This window comes from Mucilaginibacter gynuensis (assembly GCF_039541195.1).
GTDB classification, from domain to species: domain Bacteria; phylum Bacteroidota; class Bacteroidia; order Sphingobacteriales; family Sphingobacteriaceae; genus Mucilaginibacter; species Mucilaginibacter gynuensis.
The window spans coordinates 1-23,747 of the sequence record NZ_BAABFT010000025.1; the positions used below are offsets into that span (position 1 = coordinate 1).

Consider the following 23,747-nt stretch of genomic DNA (forward strand, 5'->3'; position numbering starts at 1 on the left):
TGAAAGCTGATGAACAACTTTTCCTGGTGGCTTTTCTTCCCTTGCATATTACAAGATAAGAAACACCTCGCCTTTCATTATTAATGTCTTTTCAACATTGTGTTAGTTGTGCAACAGCCACTTTCTCCCAAAAGAAAAAAGTACCAAAAAAGAAAAGTCGCGGCTGCGCAAGGAACTGTGTTGGCGTTGTGCTGTGGCAGGGATAGTACTCCCGTTCCTTACGATGCCGCATTTTTTAGGTTATGTTAGGGTAGTGCTTTTGCATAGTTATGAATAACTTCTGAATGCGCCTTGCTGCATGGTCCTCTATTTCGCAAGCGAAAAGAGGACGCAAATAAATTAAAAATTAGAATTTCAAATCCCTCTTTACGAAGTAGAGAGGGTGATCCAGCGAAGCGAAGATCGGGTGAGTTGCTCTAACGCGTTCTGCGCCCCCGCAGTCGCTTGGCTCCAGCCAAGTGTCAGCTATCCCGCGGCGTCCCGCCGCACTATAAATAACAAGCAGTAAAAAGCCCCCAATTTCCTCACATATAAATTATTTTCAATTCTAATCATTCTCTAATCTCGCTCTTAAATCATTCTAATGCGCTGTGCGGATACTTGTAGTATCAAAGTTGAACAATAAAATTTAATACCTATGCAAGTAAAAAAGATCATAATCCCTACAGATTTCAGGATGGAATCTTTGGATGTTATCCATTCGTTAGTATTAAATCAACCTAACGATAAATTCGATATCGTGTTGATGCACTTCTTTAGCTTGTCCGATTCTATAACTGATCTGCTGATGCTTTCACGCCGCAGCCGCGAGTATCAGTACGTGAGCGAAGAGTTTAATGATAAATGCCTTGAATTAACAGCTTTTTACAGCGATAATATCAGCAATATCAGGGTAGAGTTTTTCTACGGCAACACCGTTACATTGTTTAAACACTTCATCGAAGCTCACGAGATTGACGCCATCGTTAACCTGCAAGGTTATACTATTGCAAAATTGGCCAAAAATAGCTTCGACCCGGCTACGCTGATAAGCCGTTGCGGCCTGAGCGTAATAAACCTGCCGTTAACCGAGGTGGACATGGCTCCGCAGGCTATTGCCGAAACACCGGCCACCGTACAGGCGGAGCTGGAAGAACAGGAAGTTTAAAACCGGTTTTATACACTTTAAAACTTAAACTATGTTACTAAAGCAAAACATACCCATTAAATATGTGGTAGAAAAAATAAAGTACGAATTGATATTAGTGAGCGTATTTGCGGTTAGCATAGCATTGGTACACCAATATTTTCCGCACATGCGTATCTCAATACCTATTGCGGTACCGGCCATACTGGCTACCATCATATCGCTGCTGCTGGCTTTCCGGTCAAACCAGGCGTATGACAGGTGGTGGGAAGCCCGCGGCATCTGGGGTTCTATCGTGAACGATTCGCGCTCGCTTACACGCCAGCTTACTACGTTTTTAGATAATAATGGCTTTAGCGAAGAGGTAGAATCATTTAAAAAACGCTTTGTAAGGCGGCAGATAGCCTGGTGCTACAGCCTTAGCGACTCGTTACGTAATCAAAATGCGTACGGGCGCAGCACCGAGTTTTTGCTTGATGAAGAAATAGAATACACCAAACGTTTCAGCAATATGCCTAACAGCTTGCTGAAACTACATGGTATGGATATACGCCTGGCTTATACCAACGGCTGGATCAACGAGTACCAGCAGGTAGAGCTTGACCGTACCCTTACCCGTTTGTGCGATTCTATGGGTAAATGCGAGCGCATCAAGAACACCGTATTCCCGGTAACCTATAGCTTGTATATACATTTTTCGTTGTACCTGTTCATCGCGCTGATGCCTTTCGGACTGATAGAATATTTCGGGATGTTTGAGGTGCCATTGATTGTTGCTATTGCAGCCGCGTTTATGCTGGTTGAAAAAATGGCCATCCATTTGCAGGATCCATTTGAAAATAAACCTACCGATACGCCCACAACGGCTATATCGCAAACTATTGAACGCGATTTGAAACAGATGTTAAACGATAATCACAGCGAGGATAAGCACGCGCCGGTGCATAGTGGTAATGCGCAGGCCAATGTGTTTTATATTCTTTAAATGAGGTGGGGACTTAGTTTATAGTATAATCCTCCTGTGATTGTTGTTATTAGGTTTGGTAAACAAAACCTGTTTGTGAGAGAGTGGGTAGCCTTGCGGCTGCCCGCTTTTTTTATGTAGCTTTGTTAATAAGTTTAGATGTAGGAAGTTAGATGCGAAATTAAGAAACGAAACAAGGATGCACTTTGGTCCGCTTTGATTCTTAAACCTGCATTCTTAGGCCTGCTCTGCTACATAATTAACTAAACATGCCGCCACCACAGCAAGTAGTTTTACCAATACTGCAATACAATATTAACGAAACAATTGCGGGTATTGCCGCAACGGCCGATAGTTTGCCCGGCGTAGCTATTATTCATCTTATGCCGTCCTTCCAAATTTTATACATGTCGGCCCCGGGATTGCAGCATTTGGGTACTACTTTGGATGAAGTAAAAAGCCTTACAGTAGAAGAATATCATTCCCGTTATTTCAATGCCGCTGATGCCGCTCAGTATATACCGGCTATCAGCAAAATGCTGGAGCGTAATACCGATGATCCGATAACTTTTTTTCAGCAGGTGCGTGCCACTAATGATAGCCCATGGATATGGCACATGAGCAGTATGCGTATATTGATGCGTAATTTGGAAGATAAACCACTGCTTACCATCACCATGTCGTTCCCGGTTGATCCGCTACAGCATATTACCACCAAGGTATCGAGGTTGTTGGACGAAAATAATTTTTTGCGCAAAAACTCACAGCAGTTCACTTTGCTGGGCAAGCGCGAACGTGAGGTTTTAAAACTGCTGGCATTAGGCCAAAGTGCGGGCGAAATTGGTAAACAGCTGCACATTTCATCCACCACAGTTGAAACGCACCGCCGTAACATTAAGCAAAAACTTAAAGTAAAAACACCTTATGAGCTGGCCGAATTTGCCCGTGCATTTGATTTAATTTAGTACAGGAAAGTCATAGCGCTCCGCGGATTTGACCCTTCCCGCAAGAGCGCCGACCCCACTAATTCACGTTAAGGTTCGTTAGTTGTTTGCTGCCATTGCGCTCTTCGAGCACATAAGTTTTTTGGTCGCAATAACTACACTTAAAGTGTTTGATAGATACCCAAAAGAGTAAGCTCTTTACCCAAAAGCCACGCTTAACGCGGGTGCTCAGGGTGCCTTTATTACATTTACGACATTGCCTGTCGGTTTGCATCAGTTTCATCGTTAGTTTAAATTAGTTTATGGATGCCGGGGCATCCATAAGAGGCAACTAAATTTATTAATAGGGGAATTTTAATCAACGTAACAATATTGCTTATTAAGCACCGCTAAGATAGTAGCGCGATATATCAGCCTGAAACAATACAGGGTGGACAAATGGTGGACAAACGATTTTTACACAGGTGGACAGATAGTGGACAGTGCTATGATACAGCCTGTTACAAACTTGATGTTATGCCTTCAAGGGTTTCTTCGGCATTAATATTCATCTTTTTACGAAGGCGCTGCTTGGCTTTTTTAACCCCTTCGTTGGTTATGCCCAGCATGTTGGACATCTCTCGATTATTAATTCCAAGTTTAATTAGCGAGAGCATGCGTACATCGGTTTCGCTGATATTGGGGTAGGCTTCTTTTAACTGGGGGAAAAAGCCCGGGTGAACCTTCATGAACAGTTGCTTAAACTCGTTCCACTTTTTATCCGTCATGATGTGGGTTTGCATCAGGTCGTTCAGTTGCTCCACCCGTTTATCATCGGCGTATTGTACGCTTAATTGGTCTATCTCGGTTTTAAAGTTTTGTATCAGGTCGTTCTTTTCCTGTATGTTTTGGGTATAGCGTATCAGCTCATAAGTGGCATTCTTCAGGTCAACATCGGCCTTATTCTTCTCTATCAGCAATATCTCGCTATCCTTGCGAATCTTCAGTAGCTTACGGTTATAGATCAGGGCGATAATAATAGTCACCAGCAGTAATACGATAATTACACTGTTGCGCCTTAGCGATTGCACCTGGGCGTTAATTTTTAATTGTTGCAGGCGGGCTTTATATTTCTCCTGCTCAAAATTGAGCCTTGCCCTTTCAACCGCCGCCACATTATCGCGCATGGCTAAGGCAAATCTGGTTGCCTCAAACTTTTTGCGGTAATTAAGCGCATCCTGCAACCTGCCCGCTTTTTCGTAGTAAATAGAGTTGAGCTCATACAAATGCACCAGTAAATTTGGCGAATCTTTTTCGAGGGCTATCAATTGCGTGGCTTGTTTCAGCATCTCCCCCATTTTGGCTGTCTGGTTTCTGTAAGCCGCAATGGTTGTAAGGCGTAAAAGGGCCAGTGTAGCATTGTTATATTCCTTGTATTTTAATGATGCATTATAATCGTTTTCAATAAAGGGTATGGCCTTATCGTATTGCCGCTGCATAAAATATACCGAGCCTATATTGCCATTGGTAATACCCATCCAGGCACTGTCGCGTAGTCGTTTGGCCATATCAAGCGCCTGGTTAAAATAGGTTAACGCGCGGGCGTAGTGTTTCCAGTTACGGTAAACAAGACCCATGGTGTTAATAGTATTAATGGTTCGGCGGGTATCGCGCTTGTTGTATTTTAAAGCCCTGTTAGTGTAAATTAATGCAGCGTGGTAATCACCTATACCATAATAAAAATCACCCATCTGAAAAAAGTACAGGCTTATATTAGGTACTTTCCCATATCCCACCTTCTTAAAAATTTCCAGCGCTTGCAGCAGGCAGCGTATGGCTTGGGTATTGTGTTTAAATATGGAATAATAAATGGCCTTGCGGTGCAGGTAGATGGCCTCCTCTACAGGCATTTCGTTTTCACGCGCGAAATTAACAGCTGCCTGATAGTAGCTATCGCTTTTGGCGTTATAGCCATAATTTACCGAGTAATAATCGGCACGCATATCATAAACTGCGCATTCCAGTTGTTTATTGGCTGTGTTTTGGGCCAGCAATGTAAGCTTATCCAGCTGAGCCATGGCGGTAGCTTCATTAAGTTCGCGGCAGGTAGCTTTATAAAGATTTTGGGCGAGTTCTATCAGGTTGGTATCCCTGCTGGTTTCGAGTTTGCTAAAAAAACCATACTTCGAATTAAGCTCGGTTACAGATTGCGCACAGGCATTATAAACCGCAACGCAGCAAAAAAACACAAGAATGTTTAGCCGTATTATAAAGTATTTAAGGGGCATATACTATGGGCGAAATATACGCAAATAGCAGATAAACAGTATTAAAATTATAATATTAACACATATGAGCTATTTTTTTGCCAATGTTAAAATGCTTATAGGTTAAATCAACTTGTATTTACAGCTAAATGATTAACTACGGTGTATATACAATCGATATTATTAACAAACACTTAACGCTAATGTTAATTACTCTTAACCCTGGCTTAATAGTTTTGAAGCTTACACTAATTCAACACACTATGAAGCGTTATCTACTATTTTTACTTGTTTTAGTTGGCCTTGCAAGCTGTAAAAAAGACAAGCCGGCAACCAATCCGCCAACGGAAGAACCTGAGTTTTTTGTTAATGAAGACCCTGCCACCTTTGCCGAAGTAGGCACACTTAACATTGGCGAAGCCGGCGCGGCAGAGATTTCGGCATTTGACCCTGCCACTAATCGTCTGTTTGTGGTAAACAACGGCGGCGTAAATAAAATTGACGTGATCGATTTTAAAGATCCACCAAAAATGACTGTGATCCACTCTATATTGATGGCTCCTTATGGCGGCGCGGTAAACAGCGTTGCGGTAAGCAATGGCAAACTGGCCGCGGCTATCGAATCAAGCGACAAGCAAGCTAACGGTAAAGTGGCTGTTTTTAAAACCGACGACTACAGCGAAGTAAAAGTAATCAACGTTGGCGCTCTGCCGGATATGATCACCTTTTCACCGGATGGCAAATACATCATGACCGCCAACGAAGGCGAACCGAACACTACTTATACCAATGACCCTGAAGGTTCAATATCTATTATATCGGTAGCTGATAATTACACGGTTACTACCATCAACTTTGCTGCTTTTGCAAGCAAAGAGGCTGAATTAAAGGCCAAAGGTTTCAGGATATTTGGCCTGGGTAATAACTTTTTAAAGGATATCGAGCCGGAGTACATCACCATCTCTGACGATTCAAAAACTGCCTGGGTTACTTTGCAGGAGAACAACGCCATCGCTAAAGTTGATATCGCCTCAAAAACCATTACCAACATCTTCCCGCTTGGCTTTAAAGATTACAACGTTGCCGGTAACGAAATTAACGTGAGCGACAAGGATGACAATTCAATGGAGTTAGCAAAATGGAATGTTAAAGGTATTTATATGCCGGATGCTATCGCGGTAACCGAGGCTAACGGTATCCCATATTTATTTACAGCCAACGAGGGTGATGCCCGCGAGTATGATGCATTTGCCGAAGTAAAAAGAATAAAAGACATTAAGCTCGACGCGACCGCTTTCCCTGACGCAAGTAATTTGCAGAAAGAAGGCAAACTGGGTCGTCTTAACATTACTACTACCCTGGGCGATACTGATAACGATGGTGACTTTGATGCGCTTTACTCATTGGGTTCACGTTCATTCAGCGTTTGGAATGGTAATGATGGTACACAGGTATTCGATAGCAAAAACGAACTGGATGTTAAAACAATTGCCGCCACCGCGTATGATGACGGCCGCAGCGATGATAAATCAGTTGAGCCAGAAGGCATAGCCATTGGTAAAATAGGCAATAAAAAAGTAGCTTTTGTAGGCATGGAACGTGCCGACGCGGTTGCGGTTTATGATATTACCGACCCAACCAAACCTGTATACCTGCAATTACTAAAAACAGGCGATGCGCCAGAAGGTGTACTGATCATCCCTGCTAAAAACAGCCCTACCAAAAAGAGTTTACTGGTAGTAAGCAGCGAAGGCGATGGTGTATTAAAAGTATACGCACCAAATACTATTTAATCCGTAGATACATAAAAAAGAAATCCGCCTCGCTTAATAGTGAGGCGGATTTCTTTTTTATCGATAGTATGTTGCCTATTTATAGGCAGATACATGAGTAGTTTTTATAGTTAATAAGAAGGTTTTACCTACACTTATTTTAACGCTGCGATTTTCTAACAGAGCTTTGATGGCATCGTCAGATTTCAGGGCTTCAAAAAGGTCGCGTGCTACTGCCGATCCGCTGATGTTGTTGGTTACCTTACCGTTATCCATAGCCAAGCTAAAAGTATAGCCCGATTTCCCGCGGTCGCCGGCCGATTCAAAATCTGTAATATTGAGCTTAAAACTTTGATCTTCCACCAGGCTCTTTTTGAGGTGCAAACGAATTACCGGGAGGTATCGTTTCCAGGTAGTTAAATATTTTCTTTCTTCCATTGTGTGCTGTAAAGGTATAATTTAAAGCCGGGTAATTAGCAGACATGGCATTTTTTGATGATTCAATATTAAATTAGCGGTTTTAAGCAATCCTGAAATTTAATATTCTCCCGTTTTAATTTACTTTTCACTGGTTACCGCAACACCATATCGTATGGCTGCTTCAAGTACATCAAGGTTTATATCCTTCAAACTTTTAAACTTAATGCAATAGCCGGTCATGCTTGCCTTGCCTAATTCTTTACCATAGGTTTGGGCCAAGTAGGTTTTATCTTCAATACCAAGTATATAAATAGAAATACCCGTAGTGTTTGCACTCATACCAATTTGATAAAATTCCCTGCTTTTTCCATTTGCATATTTTATGGTGTAAATTCCATATCCTATACTGGGGTTACTAACGGTTTTGTTCTCACTATTTTTTCCGTCCTCAAACCATAGTTTACCTTCGGGTAATACTTTAAGTATAAGTTGATGCAGCGTTTCTATGTCACCACGTTTTGTTTCGGGCTGACCAGAGATGTAGTCTTTTATTTGTTCCTGAATGTTCATTAGTGATAGAAATGATAGGTGTCTTAATTATCCGTTTTGTCTTACCTTATTTTTAGTATCGGAAATATGATTAAATAAGTAAACAAAACAGCTGAAATAATACTTATTAATTTATTAAATTAGTTAAAATAACATTGTATAATTACTTTAAATTTAACGGGTTGCAGGCATAGCCTGTAAATTTAGTAAGATATTCTTTTAAACTATTGAGAGTGAGTAATAATGAGATTAATATACAGGCAGATATAGAAAAAATTGCCCGTATAGATGCAGTATCGAATATACTTGATGTAGTATGCCTTACTACCGGAATGGGCTTTGCCGCCGTAGCGCGCGTTACCGATACCAAGTGGGTAGCCTGCGCCGTTCGCGATGATATACAGTTTGGCCTTGCCCCCGGCGGCGAACTAAAGCTGGAAACCACTATTTGCAACGAGATACGTGAAAGCCAAAAGGTGGTAGTGATAGACCACGTAGCTAAAGACCCGCTTTTCGCGACGCACCATACGCCTGCTATGTATGGCTTTCAAAGCTATATATCAATACCCATCACGCTAAAAACGGGTGAGTTTTTTGGTACCCTCTGCGCTATCGATCCCAGGCCTAACGAGCTGAACAATACCAAAACGCTGGGTATGTTCCAACTATTTGCCGATCTGATCGCTTTCCATATCCATTCGGCCGAGCAACTGGCATTATCTGAAAGTAACCTGCACGAAGAACGCCAGACAGCCGAACTGCGCGAACAGTTCATTTCCATATTGGGGCACGACCTGGGTAATCCGCTGGGCGCGGTATCCAGCAGCGCGCAGGTGTTGCAGCGTATGCCTTTAACGCCCGATGCCGCCAATTTTGTGCGCATTATAAAAAATGCGTCGTTCCGGATGAAAGGGCTGATAGATAACATACTTGATTTTGCCCGCGGCCGTATGGGGGATGGTATAACCCTGCAAAGCAAAACTTGCGACCTGCAGCCTATATTAACCCAGGTAATTGAAGAACTCCATGTTATGTGGCCTGATCGTACTATCGAAACCGAATTTGAACTCCGGGAACCATTTAATTGCGATGGCAGGCGTATAGCCCAACTATTCTCTAACCTGCTGAACAACGCCCTTACCCACGGCCAAAAAGATACGCCAATCAAAATAAATGCCGATACACACAAAGGCGTTTTCACCCTATCGGTAACCAATGCCGGGCAGCCAATACCCGAAGCAGCCATGGCAAGGTTATTTAACCCCTTCTCGCGCGGCGAAGTAAAACCCGGTCAGCAAGGCCTCGGCCTGGGCTTGTACATAGCATCCGAAATTGCCCGTGCGCATAACGGCTCACTCAATGTGGTTTCTACAGAAGAGGAAACTAAGTTTACGCTGCGGTTGGGGTAACAATTCTATTTTTTCAGTACCAGGTCATCTATTTCGCGTTTGCCGCTTTCAAAAGTGAAGGTATCGCGCACTTGGTAAAAGTTGCGGGCATCGCTCACATAGTTATAAGCAAATACCGCGCTTTCAAGGCGTTTATCATCAAAAGTGAACATCTTAAGCAAATCGGTTAATTGTCCGGTTGATATTTGGCTGTTTTTTAGGCCCACTTTTAATACCTTCAGTTTACCTGAATCAAAGGCTTCGGCTTTTATGGTATTATAGAGGTAAGCGTACTCGCGTTGTTCCATGCCATTAACCCGCACAGGTCCGCGGCCGTTACCACCTTCTTCGGGTCGAAATAATACATTATTCCAGTTATCAAGGTTATATTTTCCGCGCACAATAATATCCAGTTCTTCGGTAACTTTTAAACCGGTGGCGGCACTATAACCGGCTATGAGGCGGGTATTCGGTTTAATGCTCACATAGTCTTTATACAGCACCCGGTTCCCTTGCGATATGGTAAGCAAATTACGCCCCGGCTGTACCTCGAAAAAGCGAAAGCGCTGCAAACGCGAACCAATAAACTGATCATCAAGTTTGATGGTATAATTGCCGTTCTCACGGATGGCTATAAATACTTCGGCAGGAGGATTAAAAGATTGCGCGCTTGCACTGATCACTAACAGTAATAATGATAGGGTATAAAATATTCGTTTCATTGCGATACAAGGTTAATTGTTTTATACCTGTATGACGCTGCTTGTAAGCATTTCGTTTAATGGTTACGCACATTTATTGTGGAGCATTAAGCTAAGTAGCAGATAATGAGTGTAAAATACTAAAGACACCTATGATTACTTTTTTAAGCATGATATGTAAGCTCTTTAAACATAATAAATAATCATATCTATTTTAATAATTAACAAGATCTATTTTTACCGGGCCAAGTAACCCCGAGGGCTCCAAGCCAGCTCCCTGGTCAACGCGGAGATGGGTTGAGGTTATTCGCTTTTCGACAGGCAGCAGCGCGTCGCCCTGTAGTCGGTTTACCCAGGTATTCACCACTTTTATGTCAAGTGTATTTTCGCCTTTTTTGAGGGCTTTGGTAATATCTACCTGATATGGCGGTGTCCAGGCGGCGCCTATTTCTATACCGTTTACGGTTACTTTGGCAATGTCTTTAGCAAGCCCCAAATCAATTATATAGCGTGTGCCTTATTTATAGTTTTTATCCGGAAAGTATTATGATACGATGCCGCGCCCGAATAATATTTTATACTATCATTAGCGTTTACCGACCAATCGGTAAGGGTGTTAAATATTACAGGCTTAGCCAGTACCCTGATGCCATGGTTTAATTTAATTGGTATTGCACTGCAATAGTAGGTTTAATCCTTTCTGTTGGCAAGCTCATCTCTCTTGTACTCAAAAAAACATCTAATATGGTTATTAGTAATATCAATTCTTCAAAATCAAATTCAAAATAAATAGATGATTTATCTATATTTGCGCGCTTGTTCCCGTAGTTCAATGGATAGAATGTTAGATTCCGGTTCTGATGATGGGGGTTCGAATCCCTTCGGGAACACTTAAAAGCCGCTTGTGTAATTACAGAGCGGTTTTTTTTATGAATTGCAATTCGGTTATGAGCATCCTGCTTAATGGTTTATCCGATTGGATAACAAACCGTGAGATTTTGTGAAAATTGCACGATAATTCACAAATAATTAACAATCAATATTTTAACAAAACCGACTGTGTGTTATAGCACGTAGTTTGCTCTGTATATACCACTTATGAGCAACATGGTTAAAGGCAAAAAAGGTTACTACGGATATGTTGAACCCCCAAAACGGTTTGGCGTAACGCAGTACGTTGTAGCTATCAGTATTTTTCTAATTACTGCCTATGGTTTGTACAGATGGTTTTATCCGCCCGGGTATGATATCGCTTTAACCGTGGCATCAAACGTTAACAAAGGCGTTACGCTTCAGGTGGAAAATTTGAAAGATAAGTTTGTACCGCACAACTACCATGGCAGCATTGCCGTTACACCAGCTGAAGGTGATGATAATACCGTAACCCTTAAATTGAAAACAGATTCGCCGGCCAAAGGCGAACAGGTATTGCGTGGCATTGTGCGTAAATACAACGCTAAACACAGCAAGCCAGATAACCGGGTTAAACGGGCTACCGAAGTTAAGGATAGCATACAGCTTGTTTCAAAAAGATTGGCAAGCTATGCTTCGGCTAATGGTGAACAAACGGGGCGTGAACATATTGTGCAGGTGATAAAATCATTACAGGCGCTGGATTATTATGTTAAAAAGCCTATCGATCATTTCGAGCAGATCCCCAATACGTTTGAGGTAGATAGCAAGGTGATCATTACCCTGGTTGATTATTATAACAAACTGCAAAACGATAAGCAGCATCTGTTGACTGCCGATTTTGACGTAAGCGATGAGCTTGCTTTTGTAAACAAGCAGTTACTGGCTGTGCAAAACCAGTTAGATACGGGGATAAACGCCAACATATTAAAACTGCAAACCCGGCTGAACAACCGCAACGCATTCAACAAAAGCTTTAAAGCCGAGCAAAACGAACTGTTAGCGATAAAAACACGATTACTGCACGAAAAAGCGCAGGAAACTCAATTAGATGCCGATACTCAATCATTAAAAATTGTAGGTGAACCGGTTATAATGGTAGCCAAGCCGCCTTACCTGGCCATAGGCGCTTTGGCCCTGTTGATGGGCTTATTATTTATGCTGGCCTATAATTATTTAGTGTTGGGTGATAATAACTACCATATAGGTAAAGGATTGTAAAACAATAGTTTCACACTTTTTCGCTATGTGTTTACAACACTGTTGTAAAGCTGAACAAGTACCTGTTTGCAGCGGTGCGGTAATTGCGACGAGCCATTAATCAATAAACTTAAAATACATTCGCATGAAAACAAAATTTTTAAAGATGACGGCTCCGCTGTTGGCGGGTATGGCCGTGGTGGTATGTTCAATGGTTTACGCGCACGCTAAGCCTAAACCGCCAAAAGATAAAATTATCCCGGCCAAGGTATTAGCCGCCATGACGTTCAAAAACGTGGAGTTCGAGTTTAATAAAGCCACCGTGCCCGAAAGCGCGTATGCTACCTTAAACAAAGTGGCCAAACTAATGGTAGATAACGATGCAGCCTTAAAATTGGGCGGTTATGCCGATAACAAAGGGGGCTATGTATACAACTGGAAACTCTCGAAAGCACGTGCCGATGCTGTTAAGGCTTACCTGATAAAAAGCGGCGCTAAAGAATCTCGCATCGCGGCTACCGAATATGGCTATACCAAACCCGTTGCTACCAATGCTACCGCTAATGGCCGTAAAAAGAACAGAAGGGTAGAGATTAAATTTGCCGAATAACACAAGGTCTAATGAGCCACCTAAATAGAGATGACCATTTTTATGTTGATCATAAAAATGGTCATTTTTTATAAAGTGTATTGATAATGAGTGTTGTTATGCGAAATGTAGACTGTTGGACATACAACAACTTGTTTCACACTCGTATTCCTTAAAGGAGTGAATGTGTGTATTTGTGAAGCAGTGTTCACATAGCTGTTGAGAACTATAAAAGTAATGCTGAATTTATTTCAGCATCTCATCAGCAGGGTTGGCACTTTGCTTATCTGAGACTTTTCTAATGAGATGCCGAAATAAATTCGGCATGACGGATATATGAAATTAGTCTTGTCAACAGCCCGGCTTCACAACGTTTCGTTGTATTAGTTACCGTGAAACGATTGCCTGAACTCCAGCGGCGATACATTGGTTTTACGTTTAAATAGTTTATTGAACGATTGGGGATGCTCAAAACCAAGCTGGTAAGCTATTTCGGCAATGGTTAGGTTGGTGCTGCTCAATATATCCTTCGCTTTTTCAATCAATTTATTATGGATGTGCTGCTGGGCATTTTGCCCGGTAAGTACCCGCAACATATCACTCAAATAACGCGGCGAAACATTCAGATCGTCGGCTATTTGTTGTACCGATGGTAGGCCCGAGAGCAATGATTTTTCTGAATCGAAATAGTTTTCAAGCAGATCTTCCAGCTGGCTTAGCAAATCGTGGTTAACGGCCTTTCGGGTTATAAACTGCCGGTTATAATAACGGTTGCTGTAGTTTAAAAGTAGCTCAATTTGCGACACAATCACATCCTGGCTATACTGATCGATGGGCAGTTCGAGCTCTTCCTGGATACTTTTAAATATCCTGATGATGGTTTCCTTCTCTTTTTCTGACGGATGCAGCGCTTCAGATGCAGTGTACGAAAAGAAGCCGTAATTTTTGATGCTCTTGCCCAGCGGGTAATTCCTGATAAAATCGGGGTGGAACATCAGCGAAAACCCCTCATAGTCAAGCGCCGGTTCTATGTTTGAAACTATCTGATTGGGTGATATAAAGCACAGCCCGCCCTCGTCAAAGTCATAATACTGCTGTCCGTACTTTATTTTACCCGAAAAATGTTTTTTGTAAGATATCTTATAAAGATTGGTGATCATACCCTTTGATAGCTCGGTGGTATCGGCAGTAATATTTTTATAATCATTTAGCGCTATCAGCGGGTGCAGCGGCTTGGGCAGACCCAAGGCCTGGTTTAATTCGGCAACCGAATTGAAAATGTATGGGGGCTTATGCTCTGCTTTCATCTTATTTACTTATAAAGTAGCCATATCTATCACAAAACGGTACAGTACATCGCCTTTCAGCATACGCTCAAACGCGGTATGTATATCTTTTATGTTGATCAACTCAATGTCGCACACAATGTTGTGTTCGGCACAAAAATCGAGCATTTCCTGTGTTTCGGGCAACCCGCCCGCACCCGAACCAGCCACTACCTTATTCCCGGTAGCCAGGCTGAACGATGAAAGTTTCCATGGTTCGGCAGGCATACCCACGTTAATGTACACGCCATTGGTTTTCAATAAAGCAAGGTACGGATTGATATCATGATCGGCGGCAACGGTATCGATAATAAAATGGAACGATTTCAGCGCCTCTTTCATTTGTTCCTCGTCTTTAGTTACCACAAAATGGTGCGCGCCCAGTTTTTTTGCAGCTTCGGCTTTGTTAGGGGAGGTGCTTAATACAGTTACTTCGGCACCGAAGGCCACACCAAATTTTACGGCCATGTGCCCTAAGCCCCCCAAGCCAACCACGGCCAGTTTATGGCTTTCGCCAACTTTCCATTTACGCAGAGGCGAGTAAGTGGTGATGCCCGCGCAAAGCAGGGGAGCTACCGCCGCGAAATCAAGCTTTTCGGCCACATGCAGGGCGAAATGTTCGGGCACTACAATGTTGCTGGCATAACCGCCATATGCGGGAGTGCCGGTTTTATCAAGATTGTTATAGGTAAGCACCGGGCTAATGCTGCAAAATTGTTCCTGTCCATTCAGGCAATCTTCGCAGTGCAGGCACGAATCTACCATTACACCAACGGCTGCACGGTCGCCCTGTTTAAAGTTTTTAACGTGGCTGCCAACCTCGGCGATGTGGCCAACAATTTCGTGCCCCGGCACCATCGGGAAGATGCCCGGGAACCACTCGTTACGGGTGAGGTGAATATCGGTATGGCAAACACCGCAATAGGCTATATTAATGAGCACATCATGCGGACCAAGCTCGCGTCGTTCAAAATTCCATGGGGTTAAATCGCTTTCAGCGCTTTGTGCTGCATATCCTTTGGCTGCTATCATGAGTTTCTTAGTTTTTGATACAGCAAAGATGCCGTGTAAGTACAAGAGGAGTGTAGCCGTTTTGGTTTTTGTTGTATCCAAAATGACCGCCGTTTTTAATTCATTTCAACCTGAAAACTGAATAATAAATTATATAACTGAAAAATAAGTTGTAAAACTGAAAATTTAGTTATAGGTTTGTTGTATGGAAGAGTTAACCAAAACCGAAGAGCATATTATGCAGGTGATGTGGAGGCTAAAAAAGGCCTTTGTAAAAGATATTATTGAAGCCCTGCCCGATGACCCTAAACCGCCTTACAATACCATATCATCGGTAGTGAGGCTGCTCGAAAAAAAAGGATATGTGGGCTATAAGGCCTATGGTAAAACGTACGAATACTTCGCCCTTATTTCAAAAGCCGATTACCGTAAGGTGTCGTTCAAAAAAATGCTGTCGGGCTATTTTGATAATTCGGCCGAAAGCCTGTTATCATTTATGGTAAAAGAGCAAAAACTCGGCGAAGACGAGATCAGGAAGATACAGGATATCATCAACCCAAACACCTCAAAATGAAAACACTCATTTATCTGCTCCAGGTATCGGCCTGTACCGGGCTGTTCTACCTGTTCTACTTTTTATGTTTGCGCAGGTTAACGTTCTTCACGCTTAACCGCTGGTATTTGATAGGTTCGCTGGCGCTAAGCTTTGTAATACCGGCGCTTAGTATACCCGTAAGTGCCGTGCCCGAAGTAATAGTGCAACAACCCATTATGCAGCAATATGTGACCCCGCAGGTGCAGCAGCAAATTACAGTAACCGCGCCCGTTGCGGCAGAGGAAGGTATTAACTGGATGGAGTGGATCAAAATGGGTTATTACGCGGCAGCGATAGCTTCCATGGCGCAATTGCTGATCACCCTGGTGGTGTTTGCTATACGCACCCGTGGTGAAAAGCTGATGCAGATAGGTAATGTAAAGGTGCTTAAAAGCAGGGGCAAGGGTACCAATAGTTCATTCATGAACATCGTGTTTTTAAACGACGATGAACTTAATGCCGACGAGATTAAGCAGATACTGGCGCACGAAATGCTGCATGTAAGGCTCTTCCATTCGGCAGACAGGTTGTTGGTACGTTTGGTGCAGATCATTCTGTGGTTCAATCCCTTTGTTTACGCTTACATCCGTTCTATAGAAGAAAACCACGAGTTTGAGGTAGATCAAATAGCCGCCCGCGATGCCGATAAAGGCATGTATGCCAATTTACTGCTCCGGCTTTCAATTGCCGATAACAACCTGTTATACCACAGTTTTAGTAAGGTGCCGCTTAAAATGCGCATCAGTATGTTGTTCAACAAACCCTCATCAAATATGAAAAAGTTAATTTACGTACTTATGCTGCCGGTGGCAGTGGTAAGCTGTTTGGCCTTCGCCAATTTTAAAACCGATAACGGTAAACAGCAACAGCAGCGTATCAGTGCCGTTGGCAAGTTGGATAAACTGGGTCCGCACCCGCTGGTAATTATCCAGGGTAAGGAATACAGCGACGAACTATTGTACACCATCAGCGGCTCGTGCATATCATCATCCAGCATTACAGCTGCGGGCAAGGATACCAAATACGGCGCTAAGGGTAAAGATGGCGTGGTGGAGATAAGAACGAACGGCAAAATTGTAAAAATGACGGCCATTGAAAAAGGAAACCTCATTAAGGAAGCCGCCGTTCCCGAAGGACAGTTTTACACCCGCCTGCGTTTAAAAAATAACGACGGTACCGAGTTTGATAAAGTAATATTCCACATGCCATCGGGTGGTGGTATGAGCAATGATTTGCAAACAGGCGAAATACCGGCCTATGTGGTAGATAATAAATTGTATACCGAAGCGGACATGGCTAAAATTGAAGAAATAGTAAAAGCCAACGCCATTAAAAACTTTGGTACAGGTAACGTAAGCTATAAAAGCACGGATTTGAAAGTAGACCTTAAAGGGTATAACAACTTCTTTTATTTTACTACCGATACTACTAAGTACAGGCAAAAAGTAAAGCGCTCGTCTGCTTATTTAAAAAGTACTGCCGAAACCGAGGTGTTTAAAAACTCTGCCGAGTTTAAGCAAAAAACCGCAGCCTCTAATCTTGTCCTCGGCAAAGCACAGCAGTATAAAGTAACAGGCCAATATGATAGTGTAGGGCCGCATGGCAAGGCATCGGGCTATAAATTAACCACCGGCGGTTACGAGTATACCATGCGTACCCAATACGGGCAGGAAAAGCAATTAAAAGGCGAGCTAAAAATCGGCGATATGATAACGCTTACCGCCTTTAGTACAGTTACCGGTAAGGGTAAACCGGTAGATATACAGCCGGCCAGTATAGTTAAAAACGGTGAAAAGATATTTCAACTGGTTGAAGCCGATAAAATACCCCAATACCCGTTCTTGTACGAAGTTAACAAAGTACGTTTTACCGACGGGCAGGTAACAGCCATCCAAAAATATCCTAACGGAAAATGGAAAAGCGCCGTGGTTGAAGTGGTGAACGGCTACAAAATAAAGTTCAACATAAAACCCAATGCACCAACCTTCGACGGTATTGAGCAAGGCGACCACGTACGTTTCCGCTTTGTAAACGAAGTGAAAACAGGCGCTAAAGAATACACGGTAAATAACTGGGTATCGCTATCTTCCGATATTAAAAACTACGGTATCAAAAACCCGGATGTGTTCTATAAATTTTACGAGAAAGCATGAGGGGGAGATTCAGGAATTGAGAATTAGGAAACAAGACAACAGGTAATAAACAACAAGAGGCGGGGACATCCCGCCTCTTGTTGTTTATTCAGGTTCTATAGTCGGAAACCTTGAATTTGTCATTGCGAGGTACGAAGCAATCTCGTAGCGTTTTAATCTGCTCTTTATAGTTCGCGATTGCTTCGTACCTCGCAATGACAAAAAACAAAAAAAGCCAGGAACCAAAACGATGCAACTCATCCTGATTCCTGACTCTTAATTCTTACTTCTCAGCAACTATACGTTAAACCTGAAGTGCATAATGTCGCCATCCTGCACTATGTAGCTTTTGCCTTCTACGGCCATTTTACCATTTTCTTTTATCACAGCTTCTGATCCGTTGAATTTTACGAAGTCCTCGTATTTGATCACCTCGGCACGGATAAAACCTTTCTCAAAGTCGGTATGGATAACACCTGCTGCCTGTGGCGCGGTAAAACCCTGGGTGATGGTCCAGGCACGTACTTCCTGCACACCTGCGGTAAAGTAGGTAGCCAGGTTAAGCAAGCGGTAAGCCGCTTTAATCAGTTTGTTTACGCCAGATTCTGTTAACCCAAGGTCATTCAAAAATTCCTGACGTTCCTCGTACGATTCCAGTTCGGCAATTTCGGCTTCTATCTGCGCGGAAATAACCAGTACCTCGGCACCTTCTTCTTTAGCTACGGCCTTTACTTTTTCAACGTAAGCGTTACCTGTAGCTACCGAACCTTCGTCAACATTACAAACGTACATTACCGGTTTGGCGGTAAGCAGCCAAATATCGGCGATGTATTCTTTATCTTCTTCTTCAACAGGGGCAGTACGGGCGCTTTTGCCTGTAAGCAGGTGGTTTTTGTAAACCGTAAGCACGTCATAAGTTTTTTTAGCTTCCTTATCGCCGCCTGTTTTGGCCATTTTTTCTACCTTCTGGATCTTTTTTTCTATCGAATCCAGATCTTTCAACTGCAATTCGGTATCAATGATCTCTTTATCGCGGATAGGATCAACCGAGCCGTCAACGTGTATCACATTATCGTTATCAAAGCAACGCAACACGTGGATAATGGCGTTTGTAGCACGTATGTTAGCCAAAAACTGGTTACCCAAACCTTCGCCTTTGCTGGCACCTTTTACCAAACCGGCAATGTCAACAATCTCAATAACATTGGGTACAATGCTTTTAGGGTTAACTATTTCGGTGAGTTTTGTAAGGCGCTCATCGGGCACGGTAATTACGCCCACGTTTGGCTCAATAGTGCAAAACGGAAAGTTGGCAGCTTGTGCCTTGGCGTTTGATAAGCAATTAAAAAGTGTTGATTTGCCCACGTTTGGTAAACCAACTATACCACATTGTAAACCCATTTTTTATGTATAAAGTTGTGTGTAGTTAGCACTTAATAAGCCATAGTTGCAATGGTTTAACACTGCTGCTTACGGGCTTGCGGCTATCTACTAAATTCGCGCAAAGATAACAGAAAAAAGTTGCCTTGTAATTTGAAAAAATAAACGACTTTTGCGGGCATAAAAGCAAACAGAAGTTAAATATGTAACAGGGGAGTTTTATGGAAGAAATGGTTGACCAAGTAGCGGAATTGCTGGAGCAGGAGAATAATGAAGAAGCACTACGTGAATATCTGAACAACCTAAATATATCAGATGTTGAAGAGCTGATAGATGAACTTCCGGAACATGGCCCCCGTTTTATTGAAACCCTGTCGCTTAACCGCGCTGTAAATGTATTCCGCATTCTTGATTTTCCAAAACAGGAGCGTATCATCAAAAAACTTTCGGGCGAGAGGGTAACCGGTATCATTAACGAACTGCCGCCCGATGACCGTACCGCTTTTTTCAGCGAGTTGCATGGCGATGCCGTAGCCAAACTGATACTGCACCTGCCGCCTGCCGAACGCAAGGAAGCCCTCTCTTTATTAGGTTACGAAGAGGATAGCGTAGGCCGTATGATGACGCCCGACTACATCGCCGTAAAAAAAGAATGGGATGTAAGCCGGGTACTATCGCACATCAGGCGCTTTGGTAAAAACTCCGAAACCATTGATGTGATCTACGTGGTTGATAATAACCGTGTATTGCTGGATGATATCCGCATCCGCGAGATCTTACTGGTAAAACCTGAAACTAAAATAAGCGACCTGATGGACGGGCGCCTCATTTCCCTCAATGCTAACGACCCGCAGGAGGATGCTATTAATATATTCAGGATGAACAACCGTGTGGCTTTGCCCGTGGTTGATAGTGAGAATATTTTGCTGGGCATTGTAACGGTAGATGATATCCTTTGGATAGCCAACGAAGAATATACCGAAGACATACAAAAGATAGGTGGTACCGAAGCGCTTGACGAGCCGTATTTGGACGTATCGCTGCTTACCCTGGTTAAAAAGCGGGTAGGCTGGTTAATTATATTGTTTTTAGGGGAGATGCTTACCGCCACGGCGATGGGCTATTTTGAACATGCTATAGAAAAAGCGGTGGTACTGGCCCTGTTTATCCCCTTGATCATTTCCAGCGGTGGTAATAGCGGTTCGCAGGCATCTACCTTAATTATACAGGCCATGGCGCTTGGCGAAGTTACCCTGAGCGATTGGTGGCGTGTAATGCGCCGCGAACTGCTGGCAGGTTTTATGCTGGGGCTAACGCTGGGCGTGATCGGTTTTATGCGTATTTACGTGTGGACGCTGTTTTCTAATATATATGGTCCGCATTGGTTTTTGGTTGGCCTTACTGTAGGTATAGCGCTGATAGGGGTGGTGCTTTGGGGATCGTTATCGGGTTCCATGCTCCCTCTACTGCTCAAAAAGCTTGGCGCCGACCCTGCTACCTCATCGGCCCCATTTGTTGCAACCCTTGTAGATGTTACCGGTTTGGTGATCTACTTCTCGGTAGCAGTAATGCTGATGAAGGGTACTATGATGTAAATTAAGTTGGGTTAGAGATAAGTAAAAATAGCCGCATAGCGCATCACTCTTCATCGCCTAAACTTCCTCTAAAACTACTGTACATACATCTTTTTCACAAAGATTTATGATGATGCTCCGTAGGAGCTACCGATTTGTAGAAAAGATAAAAAGGTATGTTTTACCCCGTTAGGGGTTACCCCTCTACGAATGTGTAGCCGCCTAACGGGGCAAAAAGATGTATATTACGGTGCTACAAATCGGTAGCTCCTACGGAGCATCATAAAAGCGCCAACTCCACCTAAGAAGTGGTGAGGCTACAGAACCCCAACCTACATTAAATAAAAAAAGCCCTGCGGTTAACAGGGCTTCACAAAGAAAATAAGTTTATAATAGTATCTTATTAAAAGGAGAAATCTTCATCGGCGCGAGCTGTTTCAGGGGTTTCGTTAAATTCATAACGTTTTTCCTGAACATCCTGGTGGGCTTTGATGTAATCTACCGTGTCTTTTAAACCTTCGGCAAATTTTTCGAAATCTTCTTTGTACAGAAATATCTTGTGCTTAATAAATACACCATCCTCCAAACGCTTTTTGCTTTCGGTAATGGTTACATAGTAATCGTTTGACCGGGTTGCTTTTACATCGAAAAAATAAGTCCTTTTCCCTGCTCTTACCTTCTTTGAGAAAACCTCTTCACGCTCTCTGTTTTCAAAATCTCCCATGTGTATAAGTGTTGTAATTTAGTTTTGACTGGCATAAATATAAATATTTTTTCAATCCACAACTACTTTAATAACATTATTATCATTTTTTTTAAACTTTTGCAACGGTCGGATTGTATGCGCTAAGCTTAAATTCAGCAAACAATCGATAACGGTGTTTTAAATACTGTGGTTGTTATTTATGACGGATACAATAAAATAAGAGTGATTTTTGGAGGATTACAGCCGGTTAGGCATTCTCTTCTTCAAGCAACTGACTTTCGTAAAGCTCAAAATAAACGCTTTTTTGCTGCATCAGTTCGTTATGATTGCCTTGCTCAATTATGCGTCCGTTATCAATAACCAGTATTTTATCAGCGTTTTTTATGGTTGATATACGATGCGATATGATGATACTTGTACGCCCCTGCATTACACGGCCAAGGTTGTTCAATATCTCTTCTTCGGTTTTGGTATCCACAGCCGAAAGGCAATCGTCAAACACCATAATTTGCGGACCTTTCATAATGGCCCTCGCTATTGATACACGCTGTTTTTGTCCGCCCGAAAGGGTAAGGCCGCGCTCGCCGATGAGGGTGGTAAAGCCGTTCTCCAGCTCAATAATATTATTATATACGGCAGCATCTTTGGCGGCTTGCTCAACTTTGGGCATATCCAGCTTATCGGCACTGAAAGCGATATTGTTGGCAATGGTATCTGAAAACAGGAAAACATCCTGCGGTACAAAGCCGGTTTGCGAACGGAAACTGTTCAGGTCGAGATTTTGCAGCAGGGTATTATCAACGCGTATTTCGCCACCTGTGGTATCATACATGCGCATCAGTAAATTAGCGATGGTTGATTTACCCGAACCCGTGCGCCCGATGATGGCCACCAACTCGCCGGGTTTAACCGAAAAGGATACATCATCCAAAGCCTTAATGCCCGTATCGGGATAAGTGAACGATACATTTTTGAACTCGATATTACCCTCTATAGTTTTTTTGATGCCATGAGGCGATGTTACTTCGGGTTGCTCTTTTAAAAATTCGTTGATGCGTTTTTGCGAAGCAGCGGCACGCTGTATCAGCGAGGTTACCCAACCCAGTGCCATCACCGGGAAGGTGAGCTGGTTTACATAAACAATAAACTCGGCGATATTGCCGGGCGTGATATTGCCTTTCATTACCTCTACACCGCCTACATATATGGTAATTACATTGCTAAGGCCTACCAATAACAGCATCAGCGGAAAAAACATCGCCTGGATCTTCACCAGCGACATGGAGTGCTTTTTATAATCTTCACTTTCGGCCGCGAAACTTTTACGTACAAAGCCTTCGCGCACGTAAGATTTGATCACCCTGATACCCGAAAAGTTTTCCTGCACAAAGCTCGATAGGGAAGATAATCTTTCCTGTATCTGCTCGCTGCGGTAATTGATGATATTGTTTACATAATAAATAATAAAGGCCAGTACAGGCATGGGCAGCACCGAATATACAGCCAGTCTCACGTTTACGGTAAGCATGGCGTAGATAGCCAGCACAAACAGTACTACCGTATTAATGGTATACATAATGCCCGGGCCGAGGTACATCCGCACGCGGCTCACATCCTCGGTAACACGGTTCATGAGGTCGCCGGTGTTGTGGCGGCGGTAAAAGGCCAGCGATAGTAATTGGTAATGGTTGTAAATTTCGTTCTTAAGATCGTACTCGATATGCCGCGACATCAGGATGATAGTTTGCCGCATAAAAAACAGGAATAAGCCCCTGATTAAAGCCAATACCAGCACCAACACCCCAAAAAGGAACAAGCTTGAACCGAAGATATCATACACGATATGCTGCCTGTTAAAACCCGAATAAAGCTTATAGGTGGCAATGTTTTCGGTAACAAGATCAAATGCCACCCGGATCACCTGTGCCGGCAATACCGCGAAGATATTGGATATCACCACGAAAATAATACCCGGAATTAATCTCCAGCGGTATTTGTAAAAGAATTTATTCAGGTAAGCAAGGTGTTTCATAAAGCTCACGGCAAATGTAAACAATTTAGCCAAGCGGTTTTGCGGCGAGTTGTCAGTGTTGAGTAGTTATTGGTGATAGGCAAAATAACAAGAGTTTTCAGCTTCCCCTCCTTGGAGGGGGCGGGCAGATTGTGCGAGGGCAGGGGTGGGTTTCTTCGCCATACTGAAGATTGCTTATGCA

21 protein-coding genes and 1 tRNA gene are annotated in these 23,747 nt (G+C 42.9%); 11 read left to right on the forward strand and 11 right to left on the reverse strand.

Annotated features, from left to right (window positions below):
• Positions 1-637: 637 nt before the first annotated feature.
• The 3 genes from ABD894_RS26300 to ABD894_RS26310 all read left to right on the forward strand — a co-directional run bounded on the left by ABD894_RS26300 (position 638) and on the right by ABD894_RS26310 (position 3,055).
• Complete coding sequence (locus ABD894_RS26300; RefSeq protein ID WP_345214084.1) at positions 638-1,147, forward strand: hypothetical protein; 510 nt, start codon at positions 638-640, stop codon at positions 1,145-1,147.
• Between the two features lie 31 nt (positions 1,148-1,178).
• A complete protein-coding gene (locus ABD894_RS26305; protein WP_345214085.1) occupies positions 1,179-2,111 on the forward strand; it encodes a bestrophin family protein in 933 nt (310 codons plus the stop codon).
• A 248-nt stretch (positions 2,112-2,359) separates the two neighbouring features.
• Entirely contained in the window at positions 2,360-3,055 is a 696-nt protein-coding gene (locus ABD894_RS26310) for a response regulator transcription factor (protein WP_345214086.1), read from the forward strand.
• 58 nt (positions 3,056-3,113) lie between these two features.
• Here the strand turns inward: ABD894_RS26310 and ABD894_RS26315 are convergent, their stop codons facing one another.
• Both ABD894_RS26315 and ABD894_RS26320 read right to left on the reverse strand, forming a co-directional pair.
• Entirely contained in the window at positions 3,114-3,317 is a 204-nt protein-coding gene (locus ABD894_RS26315) for a hypothetical protein (RefSeq protein ID WP_345214087.1), read from the reverse strand.
• 217 nt (positions 3,318-3,534) lie between these two features.
• Complete coding sequence (locus ABD894_RS26320) at positions 3,535-5,262, reverse strand: tetratricopeptide repeat protein (RefSeq protein ID WP_345214088.1); 1,728 nt, start codon at positions 5,260-5,262, stop codon at positions 3,535-3,537.
• Between the two features lie 281 nt (positions 5,263-5,543).
• On the opposite strand from ABD894_RS26320, the gene ABD894_RS26325 reads away from it, so the two are divergent.
• Positions 5,544-7,073: a choice-of-anchor I family protein gene (locus ABD894_RS26325; RefSeq protein ID WP_345214089.1), complete on the forward strand. Its 1,530-nt coding sequence runs from the start codon at positions 5,544-5,546 to the stop codon at positions 7,071-7,073.
• Between the two features lie 75 nt (positions 7,074-7,148).
• On the opposite strand, the gene ABD894_RS26330 is transcribed toward ABD894_RS26325, so the two are convergent.
• Together ABD894_RS26330 and ABD894_RS26335 are read right to left on the reverse strand one after the other, a co-directional pair.
• A complete protein-coding gene (locus ABD894_RS26330) occupies positions 7,149-7,490 on the reverse strand; it encodes a hypothetical protein (RefSeq protein WP_345214090.1) in 342 nt (113 codons plus the stop codon).
• A 120-nt stretch (positions 7,491-7,610) separates the two neighbouring features.
• Positions 7,611-8,042, reverse strand: coding sequence for a DUF1801 domain-containing protein (locus tag ABD894_RS26335; protein ID WP_345214091.1), 432 nt, complete (start codon positions 8,040-8,042; stop codon positions 7,611-7,613).
• Between the two features lie 212 nt (positions 8,043-8,254).
• Between ABD894_RS26335 and ABD894_RS26340 the strand changes: the two genes are divergently transcribed.
• A complete protein-coding gene (locus ABD894_RS26340) occupies positions 8,255-9,430 on the forward strand; it encodes a GAF domain-containing sensor histidine kinase (RefSeq protein WP_345214092.1) in 1,176 nt (391 codons plus the stop codon).
• A 5-nt stretch (positions 9,431-9,435) separates the two neighbouring features.
• On the opposite strand, the gene ABD894_RS26345 is transcribed toward ABD894_RS26340, so the two are convergent.
• Both ABD894_RS26345 and ABD894_RS26350 read right to left on the reverse strand, forming a co-directional pair.
• Positions 9,436-10,131, reverse strand: a complete 696-nt coding sequence (locus ABD894_RS26345; RefSeq protein ID WP_345214093.1) for a proline and serine-rich protein 1 family protein — start codon at positions 10,129-10,131, stop codon at positions 9,436-9,438.
• A gap of 193 nt (positions 10,132-10,324) precedes the next feature.
• Positions 10,325-10,615, reverse strand: coding sequence for a glycosylhydrolase-like jelly roll fold domain-containing protein (locus ABD894_RS26350; protein WP_345214149.1), 291 nt, complete (start codon positions 10,613-10,615; stop codon positions 10,325-10,327).
• Between the two features lie 313 nt (positions 10,616-10,928).
• Between ABD894_RS26350 and ABD894_RS26355 the strand changes: the two genes are divergently transcribed.
• The 3 genes from ABD894_RS26355 to ABD894_RS26365 all read left to right on the forward strand — a co-directional run bounded on the left by ABD894_RS26355 (position 10,929) and on the right by ABD894_RS26365 (position 12,832).
• Positions 10,929-11,000 (forward strand) — tRNA-Arg (locus tag ABD894_RS26355).
• A gap of 208 nt (positions 11,001-11,208) precedes the next feature.
• The gene (locus ABD894_RS26360) at positions 11,209-12,243 is read left to right on the forward strand and encodes a hypothetical protein (protein WP_345214094.1); all 1,035 of its coding nucleotides are present in this window, start codon (positions 11,209-11,211) and stop codon (positions 12,241-12,243) included.
• 124 nt (positions 12,244-12,367) lie between these two features.
• On the forward strand, positions 12,368-12,832 hold the full coding sequence (locus ABD894_RS26365) for an OmpA family protein (protein ID WP_345214095.1): 465 nt from the start codon (positions 12,368-12,370) through the stop codon (positions 12,830-12,832).
• Between the two features lie 362 nt (positions 12,833-13,194).
• On the opposite strand, the gene ABD894_RS26370 is transcribed toward ABD894_RS26365, so the two are convergent.
• Entirely contained in the window at positions 13,195-14,118 is a 924-nt protein-coding gene (locus ABD894_RS26370; protein WP_345214096.1) for a helix-turn-helix domain-containing protein, read from the reverse strand.
• Between the two features lie 9 nt (positions 14,119-14,127).
• Positions 14,128-15,168 carry an NAD(P)-dependent alcohol dehydrogenase gene (locus ABD894_RS26375; RefSeq protein WP_345214150.1) on the reverse strand — a complete coding sequence of 347 codons (1,041 nt, stop codon included), beginning with the start codon at positions 15,166-15,168 and terminating at the stop codon, positions 14,128-14,130.
• Positions 15,169-15,352: 184 nt separating this feature from the next.
• Between ABD894_RS26375 and ABD894_RS26380 the strand changes: the two genes are divergently transcribed.
• Entirely contained in the window at positions 15,353-15,721 is a 369-nt protein-coding gene (locus ABD894_RS26380; RefSeq protein ID WP_345214097.1) for a BlaI/MecI/CopY family transcriptional regulator, read from the forward strand.
• Positions 15,718-17,895: a M56 family metallopeptidase gene (locus tag ABD894_RS26385; protein ID WP_345214098.1), complete on the forward strand. Its 2,178-nt coding sequence runs from the start codon at positions 15,718-15,720 to the stop codon at positions 17,893-17,895. The genes ABD894_RS26380 and ABD894_RS26385 overlap by 4 nt, the downstream gene beginning before the upstream one ends.
• A gap of 276 nt (positions 17,896-18,171) precedes the next feature.
• Here ABD894_RS26385 and ychF read toward each other — a convergent pair whose 3' ends face one another.
• Complete coding sequence (ychF, locus tag ABD894_RS26390; protein WP_345214099.1) at positions 18,172-19,275, reverse strand: redox-regulated ATPase YchF; 1,104 nt, start codon at positions 19,273-19,275, stop codon at positions 18,172-18,174.
• A 200-nt stretch (positions 19,276-19,475) separates the two neighbouring features.
• Between ychF and mgtE the strand changes: the two genes are divergently transcribed.
• Positions 19,476-20,849, forward strand: coding sequence for a magnesium transporter (gene mgtE / locus ABD894_RS26395; RefSeq protein WP_345214100.1), 1,374 nt, complete (start codon positions 19,476-19,478; stop codon positions 20,847-20,849).
• Positions 20,850-21,231: 382 nt separating this feature from the next.
• On the opposite strand, the gene ABD894_RS26400 is transcribed toward mgtE, so the two are convergent.
• Both ABD894_RS26400 and ABD894_RS26405 read right to left on the reverse strand, forming a co-directional pair.
• On the reverse strand, positions 21,232-21,552 hold the full coding sequence (locus ABD894_RS26400) for a DUF3276 family protein (RefSeq protein WP_345214101.1): 321 nt from the start codon (positions 21,550-21,552) through the stop codon (positions 21,232-21,234).
• A 229-nt stretch (positions 21,553-21,781) separates the two neighbouring features.
• On the reverse strand, positions 21,782-23,566 hold the full coding sequence (locus tag ABD894_RS26405) for an ABC transporter ATP-binding protein (RefSeq protein ID WP_345214102.1): 1,785 nt from the start codon (positions 23,564-23,566) through the stop codon (positions 21,782-21,784).
• Between the last annotated feature and the right edge of the window lie 181 nt (positions 23,567-23,747).

Bases quoted from the DNA above. Each gene is read 5' to 3' on its own strand.
- mgtE (WP_345214100.1), top strand. From the start codon at position 19,476: ATGGAAGAAATGGTTGACCAAGTAGCGGAATTGCTGGAGCAGGAGAAT.
- ABD894_RS26365 (WP_345214095.1), top strand. From the start codon at position 12,368: ATGAAAACAAAATTTTTAAAGATGACGGCTCCGCTGTTGGCGGGTATG.
- ABD894_RS26325 (WP_345214089.1), top strand. From the start codon at position 5,544: ATGAAGCGTTATCTACTATTTTTACTTGTTTTAGTTGGCCTTGCAAGC.
- ABD894_RS26330 (WP_345214090.1), bottom strand. From the start codon at position 7,490: ATGGAAGAAAGAAAATATTTAACTACCTGGAAACGATACCTCCCGGTA.
- ABD894_RS26405 (WP_345214102.1), bottom strand. From the start codon at position 23,566: ATGAAACACCTTGCTTACCTGAATAAATTCTTTTACAAATACCGCTGG.
- ABD894_RS26380 (WP_345214097.1), top strand. From the start codon at position 15,353: ATGGAAGAGTTAACCAAAACCGAAGAGCATATTATGCAGGTGATGTGG.
- ABD894_RS26300 (WP_345214084.1), top strand. From the start codon at position 638: ATGCAAGTAAAAAAGATCATAATCCCTACAGATTTCAGGATGGAATCT.
- ABD894_RS26315 (WP_345214087.1), bottom strand. From the start codon at position 3,317: ATGAAACTGATGCAAACCGACAGGCAATGTCGTAAATGTAATAAAGGC.
- ABD894_RS26345 (WP_345214093.1), bottom strand. From the start codon at position 10,131: ATGAAACGAATATTTTATACCCTATCATTATTACTGTTAGTGATCAGT.
- ABD894_RS26375 (WP_345214150.1), bottom strand. From the start codon at position 15,168: ATGATAGCAGCCAAAGGATATGCAGCACAAAGCGCTGAAAGCGATTTA.
- ABD894_RS26385 (WP_345214098.1), top strand. From the start codon at position 15,718: ATGAAAACACTCATTTATCTGCTCCAGGTATCGGCCTGTACCGGGCTG.
- ABD894_RS26310 (WP_345214086.1), top strand. From the start codon at position 2,360: ATGCCGCCACCACAGCAAGTAGTTTTACCAATACTGCAATACAATATT.
- ABD894_RS26335 (WP_345214091.1), bottom strand. From the start codon at position 8,042: ATGAACATTCAGGAACAAATAAAAGACTACATCTCTGGTCAGCCCGAA.
- ABD894_RS26305 (WP_345214085.1), top strand. From the start codon at position 1,179: ATGTTACTAAAGCAAAACATACCCATTAAATATGTGGTAGAAAAAATA.
- ABD894_RS26370 (WP_345214096.1), bottom strand. From the start codon at position 14,118: ATGAAAGCAGAGCATAAGCCCCCATACATTTTCAATTCGGTTGCCGAA.
- ABD894_RS26360 (WP_345214094.1), top strand. From the start codon at position 11,209: ATGAGCAACATGGTTAAAGGCAAAAAAGGTTACTACGGATATGTTGAA.
- ABD894_RS26400 (WP_345214101.1), bottom strand. From the start codon at position 21,552: ATGGGAGATTTTGAAAACAGAGAGCGTGAAGAGGTTTTCTCAAAGAAG.
- ychF (WP_345214099.1), bottom strand. From the start codon at position 19,275: ATGGGTTTACAATGTGGTATAGTTGGTTTACCAAACGTGGGCAAATCA.